14 protein-coding genes and 1 tRNA gene are annotated in these 19,086 nt (G+C 35.7%); all 15 read right to left on the bottom strand.

Going from position 1 to position 19,086, the window contains the following annotated elements; genetic code table 11:
* Nucleotides 1-8 precede the first annotated feature (8 nt).
* The 15 genes from HBB17_RS04925 to HBB17_RS04855 all read right to left on the bottom strand — a co-directional run bounded on the left by HBB17_RS04925 (nucleotide 9) and on the right by HBB17_RS04855 (nucleotide 18,554).
* A complete protein-coding gene (locus HBB17_RS04925) occupies nucleotides 9-812 on the bottom strand; it encodes a GTP pyrophosphokinase (protein WP_167956293.1) in 804 nt (267 codons plus the stop codon).
* Between the two features lie 70 nt (nucleotides 813-882).
* Nucleotides 883-1,755, bottom strand: coding sequence for a M23 family metallopeptidase (locus HBB17_RS04920; protein WP_238483674.1), 873 nt, complete (start codon nucleotides 1,753-1,755; stop codon nucleotides 883-885).
* Nucleotides 1,756-1,996: 241 nt separating this feature from the next.
* Nucleotides 1,997-3,289 (bottom strand): LCP family protein, encoded by a 1,293-nt coding sequence (locus HBB17_RS04915; protein ID WP_167956291.1) that lies wholly within the window; start codon nucleotides 3,287-3,289, stop codon nucleotides 1,997-1,999.
* Nucleotides 3,290-3,387: 98 nt separating this feature from the next.
* Nucleotides 3,388-4,641 carry a CapA family protein gene (locus tag HBB17_RS04910; protein ID WP_238483673.1) on the bottom strand — a complete coding sequence of 418 codons (1,254 nt, stop codon included), beginning with the start codon at nucleotides 4,639-4,641 and terminating at the stop codon, nucleotides 3,388-3,390.
* 22 nt (nucleotides 4,642-4,663) lie between these two features.
* A complete protein-coding gene (locus tag HBB17_RS04905) occupies nucleotides 4,664-6,121 on the bottom strand; it encodes an aminoacyl-histidine dipeptidase (protein ID WP_167956289.1) in 1,458 nt (485 codons plus the stop codon).
* 415 nt (nucleotides 6,122-6,536) lie between these two features.
* The gene (locus HBB17_RS04900; RefSeq protein ID WP_167956288.1) at nucleotides 6,537-7,901 is read right to left on the bottom strand and encodes a PFL family protein; all 1,365 of its coding nucleotides are present in this window, start codon (nucleotides 7,899-7,901) and stop codon (nucleotides 6,537-6,539) included.
* A 54-nt stretch (nucleotides 7,902-7,955) separates the two neighbouring features.
* Entirely contained in the window at nucleotides 7,956-8,228 is a 273-nt protein-coding gene (locus HBB17_RS04895) for an ACT domain-containing protein (RefSeq protein WP_167956287.1), read from the bottom strand.
* 139 nt (nucleotides 8,229-8,367) lie between these two features.
* Nucleotides 8,368-9,162, bottom strand: a complete 795-nt coding sequence (locus tag HBB17_RS04890) for an MBL fold metallo-hydrolase (protein ID WP_167956286.1) — start codon at nucleotides 9,160-9,162, stop codon at nucleotides 8,368-8,370.
* A gap of 226 nt (nucleotides 9,163-9,388) precedes the next feature.
* Complete coding sequence (locus HBB17_RS04885) at nucleotides 9,389-11,086, bottom strand: sensor domain-containing diguanylate cyclase (protein WP_167956284.1); 1,698 nt, start codon at nucleotides 11,084-11,086, stop codon at nucleotides 9,389-9,391.
* A 3-nt stretch (nucleotides 11,087-11,089) separates the two neighbouring features.
* Nucleotides 11,090-13,222: a cell division protein FtsA gene (locus HBB17_RS04880; RefSeq protein ID WP_167956282.1), complete on the bottom strand. Its 2,133-nt coding sequence runs from the start codon at nucleotides 13,220-13,222 to the stop codon at nucleotides 11,090-11,092.
* A 105-nt stretch (nucleotides 13,223-13,327) separates the two neighbouring features.
* Nucleotides 13,328-13,951 carry a dephospho-CoA kinase gene (gene coaE / locus HBB17_RS04875; RefSeq protein ID WP_167956280.1) on the bottom strand — a complete coding sequence of 208 codons (624 nt, stop codon included), beginning with the start codon at nucleotides 13,949-13,951 and terminating at the stop codon, nucleotides 13,328-13,330.
* Between the two features lie 11 nt (nucleotides 13,952-13,962).
* A complete protein-coding gene (gene polA / locus HBB17_RS04870) occupies nucleotides 13,963-16,644 on the bottom strand; it encodes a DNA polymerase I (RefSeq protein WP_167956278.1) in 2,682 nt (893 codons plus the stop codon).
* A 66-nt stretch (nucleotides 16,645-16,710) separates the two neighbouring features.
* On the bottom strand, nucleotides 16,711-17,232 hold the full coding sequence (locus HBB17_RS04865; protein ID WP_167956276.1) for an anti-sigma factor family protein: 522 nt from the start codon (nucleotides 17,230-17,232) through the stop codon (nucleotides 16,711-16,713).
* Between the two features lie 157 nt (nucleotides 17,233-17,389).
* Nucleotides 17,390-17,472 (bottom strand) — tRNA-Leu (locus HBB17_RS04860).
* A 194-nt stretch (nucleotides 17,473-17,666) separates the two neighbouring features.
* The gene (locus HBB17_RS04855; RefSeq protein WP_167956274.1) at nucleotides 17,667-18,554 is read right to left on the bottom strand and encodes a sigma-70 domain-containing protein; all 888 of its coding nucleotides are present in this window, start codon (nucleotides 18,552-18,554) and stop codon (nucleotides 17,667-17,669) included.
* Nucleotides 18,555-19,086 lie beyond the last annotated feature (532 nt).

Below are 19,086 nucleotides of genomic sequence, written 5' to 3'. Positions count from 1 at the left end.
CATTGTACTTAATTTAAACTTTGTGCTCGATATCCTTCTGATATGATATCTAATTCTTTATTAAAACGTTCCAATTGTTCTAGATTTCCACTTTGATAGATCCGCAAGAACTCATCTTGGATCTTTACTACTTCTCTCTGATTTGCTACTTTATACAAGTTTTGAATATTTGTCAAGATATCCGACACCACACTCGCCTTAATGCGGAAGGAATTCTGCGCATCCATAATCTCATCTCGTACAGACGACATCTCCTCATCCAATACGATGATAGCTTCCGATGCTCTCCACAAACGATCTTTAATATGTTGTGGCATATTATGCTTGTACTTATATTGTAAGGAATGTTCAATCGTTGCCCAGAAATTCATTGCAAGTGTACGAATCTGTATCTCCGCTTGCAATCGTTTTGGACCATGTAAGGTCTGTACTGTATAATAAATGATCAAATGATAACTTCTATAACCACTATCTTTCTGATGACTAATATAGTCTTTGATTACTTTGATCTGCATATCATTTCTGCCTTTGATCAATTCAACAACTTTATCTATATCTTCAACAAATTGACAAATAATACGAATTCCTGCAATGTCTTCAATCTGATCTTCTATATTTTCAAACGGTATCTTTTTCTTCTGTGCCTTCTCTAAGATACTGGATATCTTCTTTACCCTACCATTCACTTGTTCAATTGGGGAATATTCACCTGCATTGCGATATTCTGCGATAATATGGTTGAATTTGACCACCAACTCATCTACCGCCAGTACATATGGGTCTAATATTTCTCTCCATAATTGTATCTCCATAGACCTCACCTTACCTTTCTTTACGTACTTTTATTATAACACAGAAGTATATAAAACTGTATCCCCAATATTACTCACCATAGGAATAGGTCAATGTATACTTTTCCAAATACTTCAGTATGTAATATGGATTCACACTTACCTCTTCCTCTCCCTCCATGTAATAGATTCCAAAGTGCAGATGCACATCGAAATTACCTGTCGTTCCCTCAATTTTACTATATCCCGTATCACCCATAAATCCAAGAAGCTGTCCCGCATAGACGGTATCCCCAACGGAAAGATCCGGTGCATAAGAATACAAATGTGCGTAATAAAAATACGCTCCATGCTTGCTGCGTATACCTATTCGATATCCACCTTGTTCTAACCAGCCCTTTTGTTCAACCACACCATCGGACACGCTGATAATGGGGTAAATACCTCGTATATTGGTATTTGCCATTATATCCGTTCCCTCATGTCTTCGATTTCCACCATATGTCCTTGCTGCATTCCAAGAATCATCATAACTAGTCGTATAGTTACCCTTCCAATCCAATGGTACAGGGAAGTACACTAGATCTGACAGTAGCAATTGATATCGTTCATATAGATCTTGGTATAGTTGTGTTTGTTCTAGCTCCTGTCGTACATGCTCAGATAGTTGTTTCGAACATTGTAATGCCTCCTGGTCACAGACATATCGGTTTATTAGCATTGTCATGGATGCCATCTCATATGAAGCATTATCATCCATTTTCTTATCCAAGATTGTTTGAAGTGATTCTTCTGTGAACGCCATATTCCGAAACAGTTCCATATCCATCTTCATTTCTTGCAATTGATGTAATAGCTTCTGATAGGAAATCGCTGTTTGAACGTAGTTGTATAAAAATGTGTTCATACATGCTAAGAAAGCGATGGTCACAACCATCAAAAAAGCTTTCCTCTGCTTCAACATTCACTCCCCCAGTCTACAAGGACGAACACAAGGAATTCGCCATCTATGCTACCTGAGATGGGTTCAAATTGGCGCCGTCGTCCTAACATATTTTGCATGCCTCACAACTTGCATACGCAATTGTCGGGCTACTCATAATATATGTGCAGGGAAGTTTTTTAGAACATAACGACAAAAACGACTTTTTATCCTCCTGTGCAACACGCTTTGTTTGCTCCATTTTGGATAAAAAGCCGTCTATTTATGGTTGTGTACTAACTCCATCTGTTGTAGTACTCGATGTTCCATTTGTATTCGTCGAACTTGTATTATCTGTTGTACCATTCACACCATTTGTTTCCGTGTACGTACTTTCATCAGTTCCGAAGATAAATGTATGCAATGCATTAATATTATCTTGTAAACTATTTGGTAATAAAACAGACATACCGCGTACACTACTATTACTATACGCATTATCTACAGGAATACGCATCGTTTCCAACTCAGTCACACCAAGCGTTACTACTGTTGTCATATAATCCATGATTGTGGATTTATCAATATCCGTCGTTACTAACGGAAGAATATCATATAAGATTGTAACTAATTCTGGTAACGACTTGGATTTGTACTTGTCAAAGATGGCATTTAGAACGGTTCTCTGTCTTGATGTTCTACCAAAGTCATCCCGCTCTGTTTCAGTCTTAACATAACGGATTCGAGAATAACCAAGTGCTTGGTTTCCATTCAATGTTTGTTTACCAGCAATTACATTACGGTATCTAGGATTGGATATATAGTTCGTTCTATTTAGATAAGAAGCTTCACTTGAGGATAAGGTAATTTCAACACCACCTAATCGGTCAATAATCTGTTCAAATCCACTAAAATTAACTAAAACAGATCCATCCAATTCAATATCAAAATTATTCTCGATGGTTTGTTTTAATAATGGCATTCCACCATTATGGTATGCCGCATTCAGTTTGTTATCACTATAACCTGGAATAGCAACATATAAATCACGCATGATTGATGTGAGTTTTAATGATTTTTGAGATGTATTAATGGTTGCAATCATCATACTATCTGTACGTCCTCTTGAACCACCATCATTAATCGCCTCTTCTCCTACGAGTAATACATTAATTACATCTTTGTCTGTACGAAGGGTATCACTACTATTCAAATCAATACTATTCGGATCAACTGTATCCAATCCAGAAACATCATCCTTATCAAACTCCTCTGCTAATTGTTCCGTATCACTCCAATCTGTATAATTAATTCGGTCCAAATAGCTGCTCAAAACATACATTCCTCCAATGGTTAGCACCATTATTACGGAAAATATGATTGTTAACACCTTAAGCCAACGAGGAAATCGTTTCTTCTTAGGTATAGCCTCTTCCTCAATAGGTTCAAAGGTATTCTCTGATTCTGCGGATTGTTCATATTCCTGCCTGATCTGATTGGCTAATGAATTGGTAATGTCATTGAGCAAATCCTCATCCGCTGTATTTAAATCATTATTATTTTCGTTATCTCTCATTCTCATAACTCCTATGCTAATTATGTATTGCTAACACGCATTCAACACATTATATCATATCTTGTCAATAGATGAAAATACCCAATAGAAATTTTCTTCTAGTTTCTTATAATATTCCCACTTTCATCCACTTTGATACCAAAGGATATATCTTCATAATATTGATAGAATTGTTTGCTTTTCTCCCCTGCTTGTATTGAATGGGTATAAGCATCTTGTGCTTCGCATGGTATTACACGTAAATTACATGTATTTTCTTTGTTGATGGTAACTTCTAATAATACAGTTTGATTGATCGTATGACCAAACACATAATTTCCAAGGCTATATACGATTGGTTTTCCCTTATAATATTCGATTCCTTGCAGAACATGTGGATGACTTCCAATCACTAAGTCAGCTCCTGCATCAATGTATTGTTGTGCCATAGTACGCTGATATTCCTCTGGTTTATCGTTCTTTTCAATCCCCCAGTGTACATAAACAACTACAAAATCATTGTTTTCTTTTGTCGCTTTGATTTCCTCTAGGAGTAGTGTTGGATCATAGGTTGTGAATAGACCAGGTCCATATGCTGTTGCATTCCATTCCGTCACTGGAATTACTCTTGAAGCACCTAAAAAGGCAAGTTTTCGTCCACCAACTTCCATGGAAACTGGCTGTTTCGCCTCTTCCAGATCTTGTCCAGCTCCAACAGACTCAATCTTATATTCTTCTAATGTTGTAAGCGTATCAAGCAAAGCATCCGTTCCAAAATCTAATGTATGATTATTGGCAAGGGAAACCACGTCCACTCCCATTTCGTTTAATATCGAACACCTGGCTGGGTCTGCTCGAAAGGTATATTGTTTATCCTTCATCTGTGTTCCTCTATTACTAAATGGGAACTCCAGATTTACCATTGTCACGTCTGCTTCCTTCATCTTTTGCAATAAATCTTCTGACAAGATAGAAGTAATTCCACCACCAGAATCATATTTGTTCAAAGGAGACGCTGAGAATAAGACATCTCCTGTAAATGTCATATGTATTTCATCAAAGGAATCATTATTTTCATCTGATTCCACCTCTTGTGTTGATTTATTTGCTTCTGTTGAATCATTTTCTTCTGATTCATTTGCTTGTGCCAATAACAATGGAAGGGATTCTTTTACAAGGGAAGATAGAGACTCTCTTGAAAGAATCTCTATCTTCTGAGAAAGTGTTTGTGTAAACACAAGATCAATCTCTTCAGTTTTTCCGTTTTGTATCTGAAAAGATACATCCAGACGAATCCAAACAACTGCAACAAATATGACAGCAAGTGCGATCAGATCAAACAAAAGCAGTCGATACAAATGTTTTTTCTTCACTCTATTCCTCGCTTAATTGTTTTTAGTGTATTGCTTCTAATACTGCTACAACGTAATCATAAACTCGTTTCGTTGAACTAATACCCAAACGTTCCTTTGGTGTATGGATATCCGCCATATCTGGTCCAATGGATACAATATCAATTCCCTCAATCTTTTCTGATATGATACCACATTCTAAGCCAGCGTGAATTGCAGTAACCTCAGGTTCTCGATTGTACTGTTTCTTGAATACATCAATCAATAAGGAACGGAATTGAGATTCCTTTTTGTATTCCCATGCAGGATATTCACCGTCCATAAGATAACTAGCACCTATATTCTCTGCAAGTAATGCCAACTGATCTGAAACATAATGTTTGTAAGAGTTCAAGGAACTACGTACTGAATAATGGAATTGTACTGCTTCTGTTGACATGCATAAGATTCCCATGTTTACAGAACTCTCAACCAATCCATCCATATCAGAACTCATTACAAGAACACCATATGGGGCAACTACTAATTGGAATAAGATCTTATCACGTTCTTCTTTTGTTACTGTCTTTTTACAGTTTTCATTGCATTCTGTTACTTCAACAGCAACATCTGGTTCACTTGTCGTTAGTTCTTTTTTGATCACATCTGCAATTTCTTTTATTGTATATTGTACAGTTTGTACATTTCCACTAGGAACCACAATTGTAGCAACTGCTTCTCTTGGAATGGCATTGTGTTTATTACCACCATGAATGTCTCCAAGTGCAAAGTCCTGTGTTTTTTTCAATTCCACTAAGATTCTACCAAGCATTACGTTTGCATTGGTTCGATTCTTATGAATCTCTGCTCCCGAATGTCCACCTTGTAATCCGGTAACCATAACAGAAAGCGTCTTTGTATCCTGTGAAACTTCTTCCCAATGCAATGGCAATGTAATTGTTCCTGATAACCCACCTGCCGAACTACAAAGAATAACTCCTTCATCTTCCGAATCAAGGTTTAACATGTATTTTGCCTTGAAAGGAGTCGCATCAAGTCCAATGACACCATCCATTCCCGTTTCTTCATCTGTAGTTATAATTACCTCTAATCTTGGGTGTTTTAATGTATCGTCAGATAAAATTGCCAATGCATAAGCTACCGCAACTCCATTATCTCCTCCTAAAGTTGTTCCATTGGCACGTATATAGTCACCATCTATGATCAGTTCTAATCCATCTTTTTCAAAATCATGATCACTCCAAGATTCCTTCTCACAAACCATATCCATATGACCTTGTATGATAACTGCAGGAGCATCTTCATAACCCGCTGTTGCTTCTTTGATCATAATCACGTTACGCACTTCATCTTGTATATATTGAATCTTATGTTCTTTTGCAAACTCAACCAAGTAATTACTGATTGCTTCCATATTACCAGAACCTCTTGGTATCGCACTAATTTCTTCAAAATATTTAAAAATATTCTTGTAATCAATTCCAGCTAATACATTACTCATTCTAATTCCTCACAATCTTTTGCTTTTTCAACATTTTGGACAACCTTACTAAAATAAACGACAGGTAAGTATTCACATCAATCTCTATTTCACTAATCAAAACGCTATAATTAGTATACCTGTTTTTTACTATATGATACAAGGTTTTCGTATTGTAAAAACACCAAATATGTAGCAATACGTAGTATCATAAGGGCAAAATACCATTTGACCCTTATATCATTATATTATTATCAAATTGAAAATTCAAGAACATTCGAAGAGACTGTTTTAAAGATAGGAAAAAGAACGATTATCGCTCTCTTCTTCTCAAAAAAGAGTAGATAATCGTCCTTTTTATATAGTAAACTGTTTGAAATTCAAGTTAATGCTATGAAATAAAACTCACAAACATATATAGTGTGTAAATATACAATTAATTTTTAAAACTATGGATTGGAGCTGGGATTCTACCACCACGATTTACAAAGCGATCACAGTTTGCCTGATTGACTGGCATAATTGGGGCATGTCCAAGAAGACCACCAAATTCTGCATTGTCCCCTACTTTCTTACCAATTACAGGTATCAAACGAACTGCTGTTGTTTTCTGATTTACCATACCAATTGCCATCTCATCTGCAATAATACCTGAGATTGTTGTTGCTTTCGTATCTCCAGGTATTGCAATCATATCCAAGCCAACGGAACATACGCAAGTCATTGCTTCTAGTTTTTCAAGTGTAAGCATTCCTGCTTCCACTGCATTAATCATTCCTTGGTCTTCACTTACTGGAATGAAAGCCCCACTTAATCCACCAACATAGGAAGATGCCATAACGCCACCTTTCTTTACTTGGTCATTTAACAAAGCAAGTGCAGCTGTTGTACCAGGTGCTCCTGCATATTCTAAACCGATCTCTTCAAAGATTTCTGCAACACTGTCTCCAACTGCTGGCGTTGGCGCTAATGATAAGTCAACGATCCCAAATGGAATCTGTAATCTCTTAGAAGCTTCTAATGCTACTAATTGACCAACTCTAGTAATCTTGAATGCCGTCTTCTTAATTGTTTCGCAAAGTGTACCAAAATCAGCACCACGTACACTCTCCAACGCTTTCTTAACAACTCCTGGTCCACTAACACCAACATTAATAATGGCATCTGACTCTGTAACACCATGGAATGCTCCTGCCATAAATGGATTATCATCTGGTGCATTACAAAATACTACTAGTTTTGCACAACCTAAAGAATCTTGTTCTTTTGTATATTCTGCTGTTTCGACAATAATTTCGCCCATTAATTTTACTGCATCCATGTTGATTCCCGTTTTTGTTGAACCAACATTAATGGAACTACAGATTCTCTCTGTCTGAGCCAATGCTTGTGGTATGGAACGAATCAACATTTCATCGCTCTTTGTCATACCTTTTGACACAAGAGCAGAATAACCACCAATGAAGTTTACTCCTACTTTTTTTGCAGCTTCATCTAATGTTTTTGCAATGGATACAAAATCTTCAGAACTCTTACATGCTGCTCCACCAATTAAGGCAATTGGTGTAATGGAGATTCTTTTATTTACAATCGGAATACCATATTCACGTTCAATTTCTTTTCCTGTAGATACAAGATCCTTGGCTACTGTTGTGATCTTATCATAGATTTTCTTATTCAATTGCGTTAGATCACTATCAATACAATCAAGCAGACTGATACCCAAAGTGATGGTTCTTACATCCAGATTTTCCTGCTCGATCATTTTATTGGTTTCTATTACTTCATTAATGTTTATCATACGATTTGATCCTTTCTATCTGTGCTAATCCCACTTCGTTCCTATTGGTCATTCTTATAGTCTGTGCATCATATCAAAGATATCTTCATGTTGTACCTTAACGATTACTCCGATCTCCTCGCCGATTTGTTCCATTTCACCTGCTACTTCATCGAATTTTTTTGGCGCTTCATTCATATCAACAATCATCATCATGTTAAAATAGCCTTGGACAATCGTTTGTGAAATATCTAAAATATTAATCTTATTATTTGCCAAATATGAACAAACTCTTGCGATAATTCCTACGCTATCTTTTCCTACCACTGTAATAATTGTCTTTTTCATCTTGAATCTCCTCCAGTTTATAATATTAATATGTTTCTATATTGCGAGAGCACAAAGCGCATAGCAATACGTAGTATCATAAACGCCAAATTTTCTTGTGACGCTTATGATACTACGTATTGCATATTGTCACCACTACCTATACAGACACAAACTCAGATGGAATATCTCTGTTTGCAACCTGGATACGAACGGACCTTGCTAATTCATTCTCGTCTGCTTCTACTTCATATTTTACTGTTTCATAAGCAAGTTCTGGAAAATTATTTTCTTTGCTTAGATGACCTAAAAATACATACTTCATCTTATCATGCAACAAAGTATGGATTAATCTGCCGGAATTTTCATTGGATAGATGTCCTTTGTCCCCTAGGATTCGACGTTTTAGATAATATGGATATGCCCCAACCTGTAACATGTTCACATCATGATTCGCTTCTAATAATAAAATCTCTGAATCTGTTAGCTGCGAAACAATATATTCATCATATTTGCCAAGGTCTGTTGCAACTCCAACCTTATGCCCATCCGCCTGAAACGTGTAGCACACGGGGTTACTGGCATCATGAGAAATAGAAAATGGATTCACTTGTATATCGTTGATCATAAAAGACTGGTCAGGCTGAATATATCGAAAACAGTCTTCTGGAATACGACCTACCCCTTTTGTTTTCAACATTGCTGCAATGGTCTCTACTGTACCATAGATTGGCATGTGATATTTACGAGCCATAACACCGATTCCACACACATGATCCGAATGTTCATGAGTAATCAGGATTCCATCTAGCTTTTCCGGATTCACATCAACACTACATAATCCTTCCTCAATCCTCTTCTTACTAATTCCGGCGTCCACCAGAATATTGGTATTGGAGTTTCCAACATATATACAATTTCCACTACTTCCGCTTGCAATACTACATAAATTCATGCTTAACCTATCTTTCTTTTTATTCTAAGCAATCAAGTTACTACTGGATTGCTACTACTTGTACAATTTCTTAACAAATCTATGACATTATAACACACCTTATCACATTAATCTACTAAAATTTCGACAAAAGCAAGAAAAAGCCTCCTTCCTACGACAGCTCTTTCTTGCTTTCCTTTGAAGCAAACTACAGCGACTAATAATCCACTCTGCATCTTGCCATTCATTATTTAAGAAGAACCGATTCACGAATGAAATCACTATCAATCGTAACTCTTCCTCTACCATTTTGTTTTGAATAATACATTGCCCAGTCAGCACGATTCAATAATTCACTTGGATTCTTACAAGTTTCTGGATAAGAGGTGATACCAATACTAGTATTAATATGAATAGATTCTCCGTTATGTATTAATTCCGTATCTCTTATACGTTTATGTAAATCTTCTACTAACTTTAATGAATCATCAAGTCCTCGATTAGGGAATACAATAACAAATTCTTCCCCGCCGTAACGGCCTACAATTGCATTATTATCATCTGCTACTTCTTTTGCCAAAGAAGCAATGGTCTTAATCACTACATCACCAAACAGATGTCCATAACTATCATTTACCTTTTTAAACTTATCAATATCAAATAAGGCAACGGTCAATGATGTTTTATTCAAGATTGAAGCATTCAAGAATTCATTGAAACGTTTTGTCAAATGTCCACGATTATAGATTCCTGTTAAACCATCATGTGTCGCCATACGTTCCATCTTTGCATATAAATTAGCATTATCAATAGCAACTAAAAATTGTGCTACAATACCTTCGAAAAATCCAACATTTGAAGTGAAATAATCCTTTTTTGCATGAGTAACGATCATCAATCCAATTTGGTTCTCATTCTTGATTAACGGTACCATAAGTAAGGATCCTGCATCACTTTTGGTAGGCAATGCATATTTCTGTGCTTCCACATCATTATCTACAAATACTTTGGAATCTGCAAGATAACGATTGAAATGGCCTTTCTTAATCAACTCACCAAATTCTTTATCCTCGTTCATTCCATACTTCGTACGAGCTTTGTATTTGACATTTTGATCCTCGGTCTGGTTTAAAACTAGAATACAAGTATCCAAACCCATTCCCTCTAGAACAGATTCCGTGATTAAAGTCATAAGATTCTCAATGTCCAAAGAGGACGAGATATATTTGACAATTTCATTCTGGATCATCATCTCATTATTGATACTATTGATTTCTTTATACGCCTGTTCAAGTTTTACTTTCTGCATTCCCAATAATTCATTGGACTTTTTTACCTTTTCCTGATTGATTCGTAAATCCTCATTCGTCTGGTTTACATCTTCAATTAATCTAGATTTGGCAAACACTTGAAAATTATATTCGTTTACCGCTTTTGCATATAACGTGACTACAAAACTTATAAAGATAATAAGGATTAAGAATACACATGCAAGTGGGAATAAACGATCTTTGATTTTTTGTGCTACTATTGCATCAATGATTAGCATTACAGCAGGTGGTATGGCACCTGTTGCAATAGCTATGGTACGATAATAGACATCTTCATAATCAAATGCCATAATATATTCAGCAAAAAACAACACGAGGCAAAGAATAGCTATTGCCATGTTATACGGGAATTCCGCTATTATCGCATATCCTGTTGCAATTGTAATCTGAATAAATCGTAAGACATAAAGAATCTTTCGATTATTAAAGTAATCTTTAACAGCAAGTATAAAATCTGCCAAAAATACCGGTAGAATAACGGCAAATGGCAAAATATATCCTTTCGAATTAGATTGCGCGTATCGTTCCATCAAATAAACAAGAAAAAATGCAACCAAATACCTATGTAATTGTGAATACTTCTTTTGTGTAACGATTTTTTTGTTTAATACCACGACTTATTCCTCCCAATACAAATCAATTACATCCTCATTCTCAATGGCACTTGAAAAATCTGCCGATTGATTATTTACTTTCAGTATTAATGTCGTCCCTTTCGCAACGGTCATATCGAATTCATAAAAATCTAAGATATCAACAAAGATATATCTTTCTTTTCCTTTCAATGTGATTCGTTGCCCATTCACCAATACATGAATCTCTTCATTGGTCGTCTTGATTTCATTTAAACTGTTCATAATTTCTTTCCCAGTTTCTGATTTCATTGAGGAAAATGTCTGCTCGGTGTTCTCATCGCTCTTAGAAAGAGCAGTTATACCTTCTTGCGAAGATGCAATCTTATTCACATCAAGATTACGAAGGCTTCCATCATCATTTGTATCATACGTAATTGAAAAATTCTCATATACTTTATCATCAATACTTGCATAAACATTATTCACTTTGATTTCATCTTGGTATGGTAAATCCATAAATGCTAAAACCTGATCTAGTGTATAATAATTTAATATTTCAATCGCATCTTCATCTTGTATGGAATAAAATTCAGATTCCAACTCATGATTAACCATTACAAACTTCGGACATACAATCTTCTTGTTATTAAATAAGAATTCAATCGTACTCTTATACTCTGCAATTTGATTAATGTATAACTCTGCTGCCTCTCCAATGGTAGATTCCGTGATTTCTATTCGATCATTCTGAGCAATTGGAGCATTGATTCCAACTTCTTTTCCATTTAATTTAACAACTGCTGCCTCTCCTAATGCTCCTCGAACCATTCTTGCCTGTCCATTGACTGTATAACGGATCTCTCTACCTCGGCGTGGGAACAATTTTTCATTTGGCAAGCCATATTGAATTGCTGCATCAACAATTGATAATTTATTATTATCATATAATTTGATCCGTTCTCCATTCACATGAACAAAAATGAAATTATTCTTATGTTCATAATAATTGAGACATATACCAATTGGTGTCACAAGCAACGGATCCTTTTTAATGTTTGCTGGCAAGAATTGTACTTCTCCTAACACTTCTTCTCCTCGAAGTGCTACTCGATCATCTGGTAAATCCAGATTCTCTGCTAAAGAATTAACAAAACCAGGAATCTTACCTCCACCACCTACTACAAATACAGCACTAACGGATTTTCCACCATTTAATTCAATAATCTTATCCGCTACATTCTTTGTAATGAATGAAACTGTATCTTTTACCACAGCCTTAACTTCATCTGTTGATATTTTATGAGAAATCCCCATAATATCCTTATATGAAATACTCTTTTTCTTCAAACAAGCGAGCTTGATCTTCTCTGCAACTGCAAATTCTACCAAATACCGATGCATAATTGTTTCTGTTAGTTCATCTCCCGCATATGGTATCATTCCATAAGCAATGATACTTCCATCTCTTGTAATTGAAATATCGGACGTTCCTGCTCCTACATCAACTAATGCGATATTCAGCATTCGAAACTTTTCTGGAATTGCTACATTAATCGCTGCAATTGGCTCTAATGTCATATTCGCAACCTGTAATCCCGCTTTCTCTACTGCACTATATAGCCCGTCTATCACCTCTTCTGGTAAAAATGTTGCAAGTAACTCTACGCTAATCTTACTTGCTTTATGGTCATCTAATTTCATGATTGGATAATCATTCAGATAATAGTGTACCGGAGTATATGCAACACAATAAAAATCAATATCATTATCCTCATGTTGCATCTCTTCTCGAATCTGATCATACGCTTTTTCAACAGCCAACAAATCCAATGAATGAATATGTACGTCTGTCACAGTAGTTTCTGTTTGAAATTCATATTCTGCATTCACTGTTACTGTTTTTAGAACACGACCTGCAGCTGCAATACATACATCGGTAAGTGTAACATTTAATTCCTTCTCCAATTCTCTTTTAATATAAGAAATGGATTCTGCTACTTTTCCAATGTCATGAATCTGCCCATCTAACATTGCCCTCGTTTCATGTTCCTTTACACAGATAGCCGCTACAGTAAAATTATGTTCATTTTCTCGATAACCCACTGTACCCACAATACTTCTTGTTCCGATATCTAATCCGAATACCATATGTTTTGGATATCTTGTTTGTTCCATTTGAATGTTGCCCCCAGGATCGTGCATTTTAGTATCTTTTAGTAACCTTTTTCCAAATATTTGCTTGGTCATTTTCATTAATCTAATTTCATTATAGCATAATTCTTAATTCGAAACTAGTAAAAACTGTATCTGCTCCCTTAAAATAGATAAGTTACCATTATTATATAATATAATGTCGCAATTGTCACTAAAATCCGTATCACTCATCTGATTTTTTAGAATTGCCATAATCTTTTCTTCCGTATATCCACGGCTCTTTATAAGTCGTTCTTTTCGAATGTTTTCATCCACTGCCACATACCAAACTTCATCACACAGTTCACGATAGCCAGCATCGATTAGCAATGCCGTTTCAATCACAAGATAAGGAACTGGTTCTTCTTTTTCCTCTGTTACAGCCCTTGCATTCCTATCTTTTAGCATCGTAATTTCCCTGATCACATACTCTTTAACAAGAGGATGCGTAAATGAATTGAGTTTCTTTAGCTTTTCTTCATTATTGAATACGATTCCACTTAATTTATTACGATCAATCTCTCCATCTTCTTTTAAGATTTCTCTCCCAAAATAAGCAACAATTCGATTATAACTTTCCTGTCCTTTATTACATAAATCTCTTGCTATATCATCGGTTATGATCAAATGCGCATGGTATTCCTCTTTTAAGATATCAGCAACGGTGGATTTCCCGCTGCCGACACCTCCCATTAATCCAATAATCTTCATCTCTTAACCTCTTACTTTGCTTCGTACCAGTTACTTCCTTGTTTCACTTCCACTTCTAATGGAACAGAAAGATTTGCTGCACCTTGCATTTCATCTTGTAATATCTTTGCTACTTGCTCAATTTCATCCTTATGTGTTTCAATCAATAATTCATCGTGAATCTGCAATAATAATCTTGATCGTAACTTCAAGTTCTTTAATTTCTGATTTGTTCGTATCATAGCAATCTTAATGATATCCGCTGCTGTTCCCTGAATTGGTGAATTCATAGCAACTCGTTCTCCAAATGAACGTTGCATGAAATTACTTGATTGCAATTCTGGTATTGGACGTCTACGGTTGTATAAGGAAGTTACATATCCATTCTGCTTCCCTTCCTCTACTTGACGGTCTAAGAAATCCTTTACTTTTGGATACGTAGCGAAATATTTCTTAATATATTGATCCGCTTCTTTTTTGGTTATGTTAAGATCCTGTCCTAATCCAAAGGAACTAATTCCATATACAATACCAAAATTAACAGCTTTCGCATCTCTACGTTGTGCACTTGTCACTTCATCCAATGGCGTATGGAATACTTGTGAAGCCGTGATCTTGTGAATATCCTGTTCCTGTCTATATGCATCGATCAATCTTTCATCATTTGACATATGCGCCAATACACGCAGTTCAATCTGTGAATAATCCGCATCAAGGAATACATAGCCTTCCTCTGGAATAAATACCTTACGAATCTGTCGTCCGAGTTCCATACGAATTGGTATATTCTGCAGATTTGGTTCTGTACTGCTAATTCTTCCCGTTGCTGTTATGGTTTGATTGAATTTCCCATGAATTCTTTGGTCCTCTTCAATATATGTTGCCAACCCATCTGCATACGTAGATTTCAATTTTGTTAATTGACGGTACTCTAATATTTCATCAATCACAGGATCTTCACAACGTAATTTTTCTAGTACATCCGCAGAAGTTGAGTACCCTGTCTTCGTTTTCTTAGCAAATGGCATATGCAGTTTTTCAAATAAGATAACGCCCAATTGTTTTGGTGAATTAATATTGAATTCTTCTCCTGCATGATCATAGATGCTCTTCTCTAATTCTTTAATTCGTACTTCCAACTGATTTCCGTATTCTTTAAGAGCATCTTTGTTAACATGAATTCCACGTACTTCCATATCATACAACGTATAGATTAATGGCATTTCAATGGTAACAAACAAATCGAAAGAATTTGTTTCTTCAAGGGCAGCACTTAATTTTCCCAGTGCCAGATACGCTATATAACTATGATAACAAATATAATTTCGATATACCTCGCCTACTTCTTCTACCTTGTCTTTTCCTTTGCCAAACAATTCTTCTTTTGAAGGCACTGTAATTCCAAGATAATCTCTTGCGATATCATCATAATCATACGTATCTTTTAGCGGATTCATTACATAAGAAGCTAAGCCCATATCATAGATAAGACTATCTTCATTCGCTTGTATATAAGGTAAAGCTTCTTTCAATGATATAACACTGATTAAAAGCTGATTTTCTATCATTTTATTAATCTGTCCAAGGATATATTCCGCCGTGATTGAATCATTTACTGCAAGATAATAACTCTGTTGTTCTGTGTAAGTAAGAGAAACTCCAACCACCTGATGTTCCTTGACAGCCAACATAAGTCCTACATGATCCGCCTCCTGAGACTCTAATCCGATGTCTTTTCGTTCTTTCCCCTTTTCCAAATTAAGAATTTCCGAAAATAATTTCTCCGCTTTCTCTTTTGTTTCTATTGTTATGAATTTTTCTTCTATTGTGTCATTTCTACTAACATCTTTCTCAAACTTTCCTAGTAAACTCTTGAATTCAAATCTCTTAAACAATTCAAATGCTTCTGGTGTAAACATTGCTGGCATCTTCGCTTCACTTAATTCATAATCAAGATCACAATCAACTTTAATTGTAGCCAAATCTTTGCTAAGAACCGCCATATCATAATGTTCTCTCAAATTTTCTCTTGCTTTGTTTGGCATCACTTCTTCTATATGTGCAAAAGCATTTTCAATTGTCGAGAATGCAAGAAGGATTTTTGTTGCAGTTTTTTCTCCTATACCTGGTACACCTGGAATATTATCCGAAGCATCTCCCATCAACCCTTTGAGATCAATAATCTGCGCAGGCGTTACCTGATACTTTTCCACTACTTCTTCTACATGATAATTCTCAATCTCCGTACCACCTAGTTTCGTTTTTGGAATACGAATCATTACTTGATCAGAAGCAAGCTGCAATAAGTCACGATCCCCTGATACTAAGGAAACGTTCATCCCCTTCTTACTACAGTCTGTTGCTATTGTACCTAAGATATCATCCGCTTCATAACCTGCATGTTCCACTGTACGAATTCCCATGGCATGCAATACTTCTTTTAGTAGAGGCACTTGTTGCCGTAATTCGTCTGGCATTCCTTTTCTGGTACCTTTATATTCTGGATATTTGACATGGCGAAACGTTGGATGCTTTACGTCAAAAGCCACGGTAAGATATTGTGGTTGCTCCTCATCAAGGATTTTCAACATGATATTGATAAACCCATATATAGCATTGGTATGAATACCTTCTGAATTCGTCAAATCTGGTACACCATAAAATGCACGATTAATAATGCTGTTTCCGTCTATCAAGACTATTTTTTCACTCATTCTAACAAATTCCTTTCCTTGTGCAATCGATCATTGCTACACACTTTTATGTGCTCGAATCATTTTCTATTCACCATGTTTTCCAGGATATACTATTTCCTTCATTTCATTCGCTTGCTGTTTTGCAATGAATTCGAGTATAGAATCATAGTGTTTTTGAAGCTCTTGTTTTAACACCGTCGGTCTATCCATGTAATAGTAATACTTATTATAGTAGGAACTTTCTTCAATCGTCTCTTCAACTGGCTCCTTATCCATTGATATTCCTTGATTTGTATTTACCAAAATGCAGAAAGCAAAACAAATCATAACATAAATCATCCTTTTCCTAACATAGTTTAACCGAGTTTTCCGAATTCTTTCCTCTGATTTATGTAAAGATTTCTCAAAATCCACATGAAGATTTCCTGATAGATTCTTATCTTCATCCAACTGCTTCATACCAGTTAGTAACGTAAAATAAACTTCTAATTCTTCCTTACAATCTGAACATTGTTCTATATGTGTTAAAAATTCTTCCAATTGATCCACATCTAATTTGTCATTGATATATGGCATAATTAGACCTTGCGCTTCTTTACAAGTCATATTATTGCCTCCTGTCATATGTTAAAAAATGACTAAAACAATTCAGCGATTACTCTACCTACTATAATAACACGAACTTTGGCTTTTAAAAAGGCTTTTCATACAAAAAACCGTATTCCACTAGTTTTCTAAAGGAATACGGTTCTTCTTATTATACTGCCGGCAGTGGGACTTGAACCCACACGCGGTTGCCCGCAACAGATTTTGAGTCTGCCTCGTCTGCCATTCCGACATGCCGGCATCTTTATTCTGTCGTGCTGTTTTTTAACTGCTTTCGACATAAGTTATGATACCATAGTTAAAATTAAAATGCAAGTGAATTTTTCAAAATTTTTATACAAAACAAAAAATTCAAATTTATTACTATATCATTCCTTTTGTATGACTGTATTAGCCACTTAATACAGTCATACAAAAACACAGGAAGTGATAACTTATTCCTCTGACTTCTCGTCCTTATTCTTTGAAGTAGACAGTTCGTCTTTTGCCAATTCAATTAAGTCTGCAACTTCTTCCTTTTCCAATTGCGCAAATTCAGCCAATTCTTCTAGTGTTGCTTCTCTTCCGTATTCTTCCGCTAATTTCTTCATGCATTCTCCGATGAAGTTAATCTTCTCCACAACACGATTTTCTAGAATCTTGGAATCTCTTTGCTCATAGATCACATATTCCATACTTTCCCGAATACGGCTTTGAATATATTCTATTACTTCTCGTATCGAACCAGTCGGTACGCGGGTTTCACCTGTATAGATTTCCTCAAGGGCTGTCATTAATCCAATATTTCCTTCTTGAATAAGATCCCCTACAATGATACCTTTCCCCTGATATTCTTTTGCAATATCAACAACTTGCTGTAGATGTAATTCCAGAAGTCTTTCTTTCGCCGCACGTTTTCCAGACTGTAGTGATTGTATCAGAATTTCCATTTCTCCTTCGGTAGCTGGAGCAAGTGTAGCTAAATCTTCAAGATACATCGTAATATAAGCAGCTTCTTCCTGCTCTAATTTTTCTTCCCGTTCCTTAAGTTCACGTAATGCAGCTGTTCCTTCTTCCTCATTCTGATTTGTTGCATCTACTACATGTCCCAGATTATCCTTCTCTTCATCGGTTTTCACTAGTTCCTTTTTATTCGGAAAATAGCCCTGAATACGAATCTGATTCGCAGCAAGGTATTCATAAACGTGCCCCATCTGTTCTTGAGTAAATGTAGAATCATCCATCAGTTCCTTAATCTCATCTACTGTAATTACATTATCTTGTGTCTTTGCTAAATCCACAACTGCGGATAACATTGCTAAAAAGTTTTCTCTATCTTGCATTCTTTTCTACACCTTCCTCGATCTATCTTAACCTGTTTGGTTTTCGTCTTTACCATCATACCATGAAACTGAAGAACCAACAATAAATTTCTTTGACAATGCATCTTATTTCCAGTATCATATACATGGCGTGATTTTCTGACTATTGCTTTCAATTACATTTTATGATGTAGTTTAATCATGTATCAGTACGGATACTCAACTTCACACACTTACCATTATTCTTCGGTAGATGTTTGTTATATACATCAATACTTGCTAATATGAGCATTTTGTCAGGTCATTCGTGCCGTTGATACAAGAGTCGAAAATAATGTTCTTCCTACTTGTATGAAAATGTAGGAAAAGCGTTAAAATACCTTTTGACGATCGAATCAAAGTGTTATCAAATTTTTTGATTCGAGCACAAGCAAGTAACGCAATTGCGCGGATTGCGAAAGTTTTAGAATTGTTGGAATTGCATAGCAACGAAACATTCGTGCATCACCAAGTGTCAAAATCTACTTTTGACACTTACATCATATTAATAAGA

Source organism: Anaerosporobacter faecicola (genome assembly GCF_012070565.1).
Taxonomy (GTDB): Bacteria; Bacillota; Clostridia; order Lachnospirales; family Lachnospiraceae; genus Anaerosporobacter; species Anaerosporobacter faecicola.
This window is presented reverse-complemented; position numbering and strand designations above follow the sequence as displayed.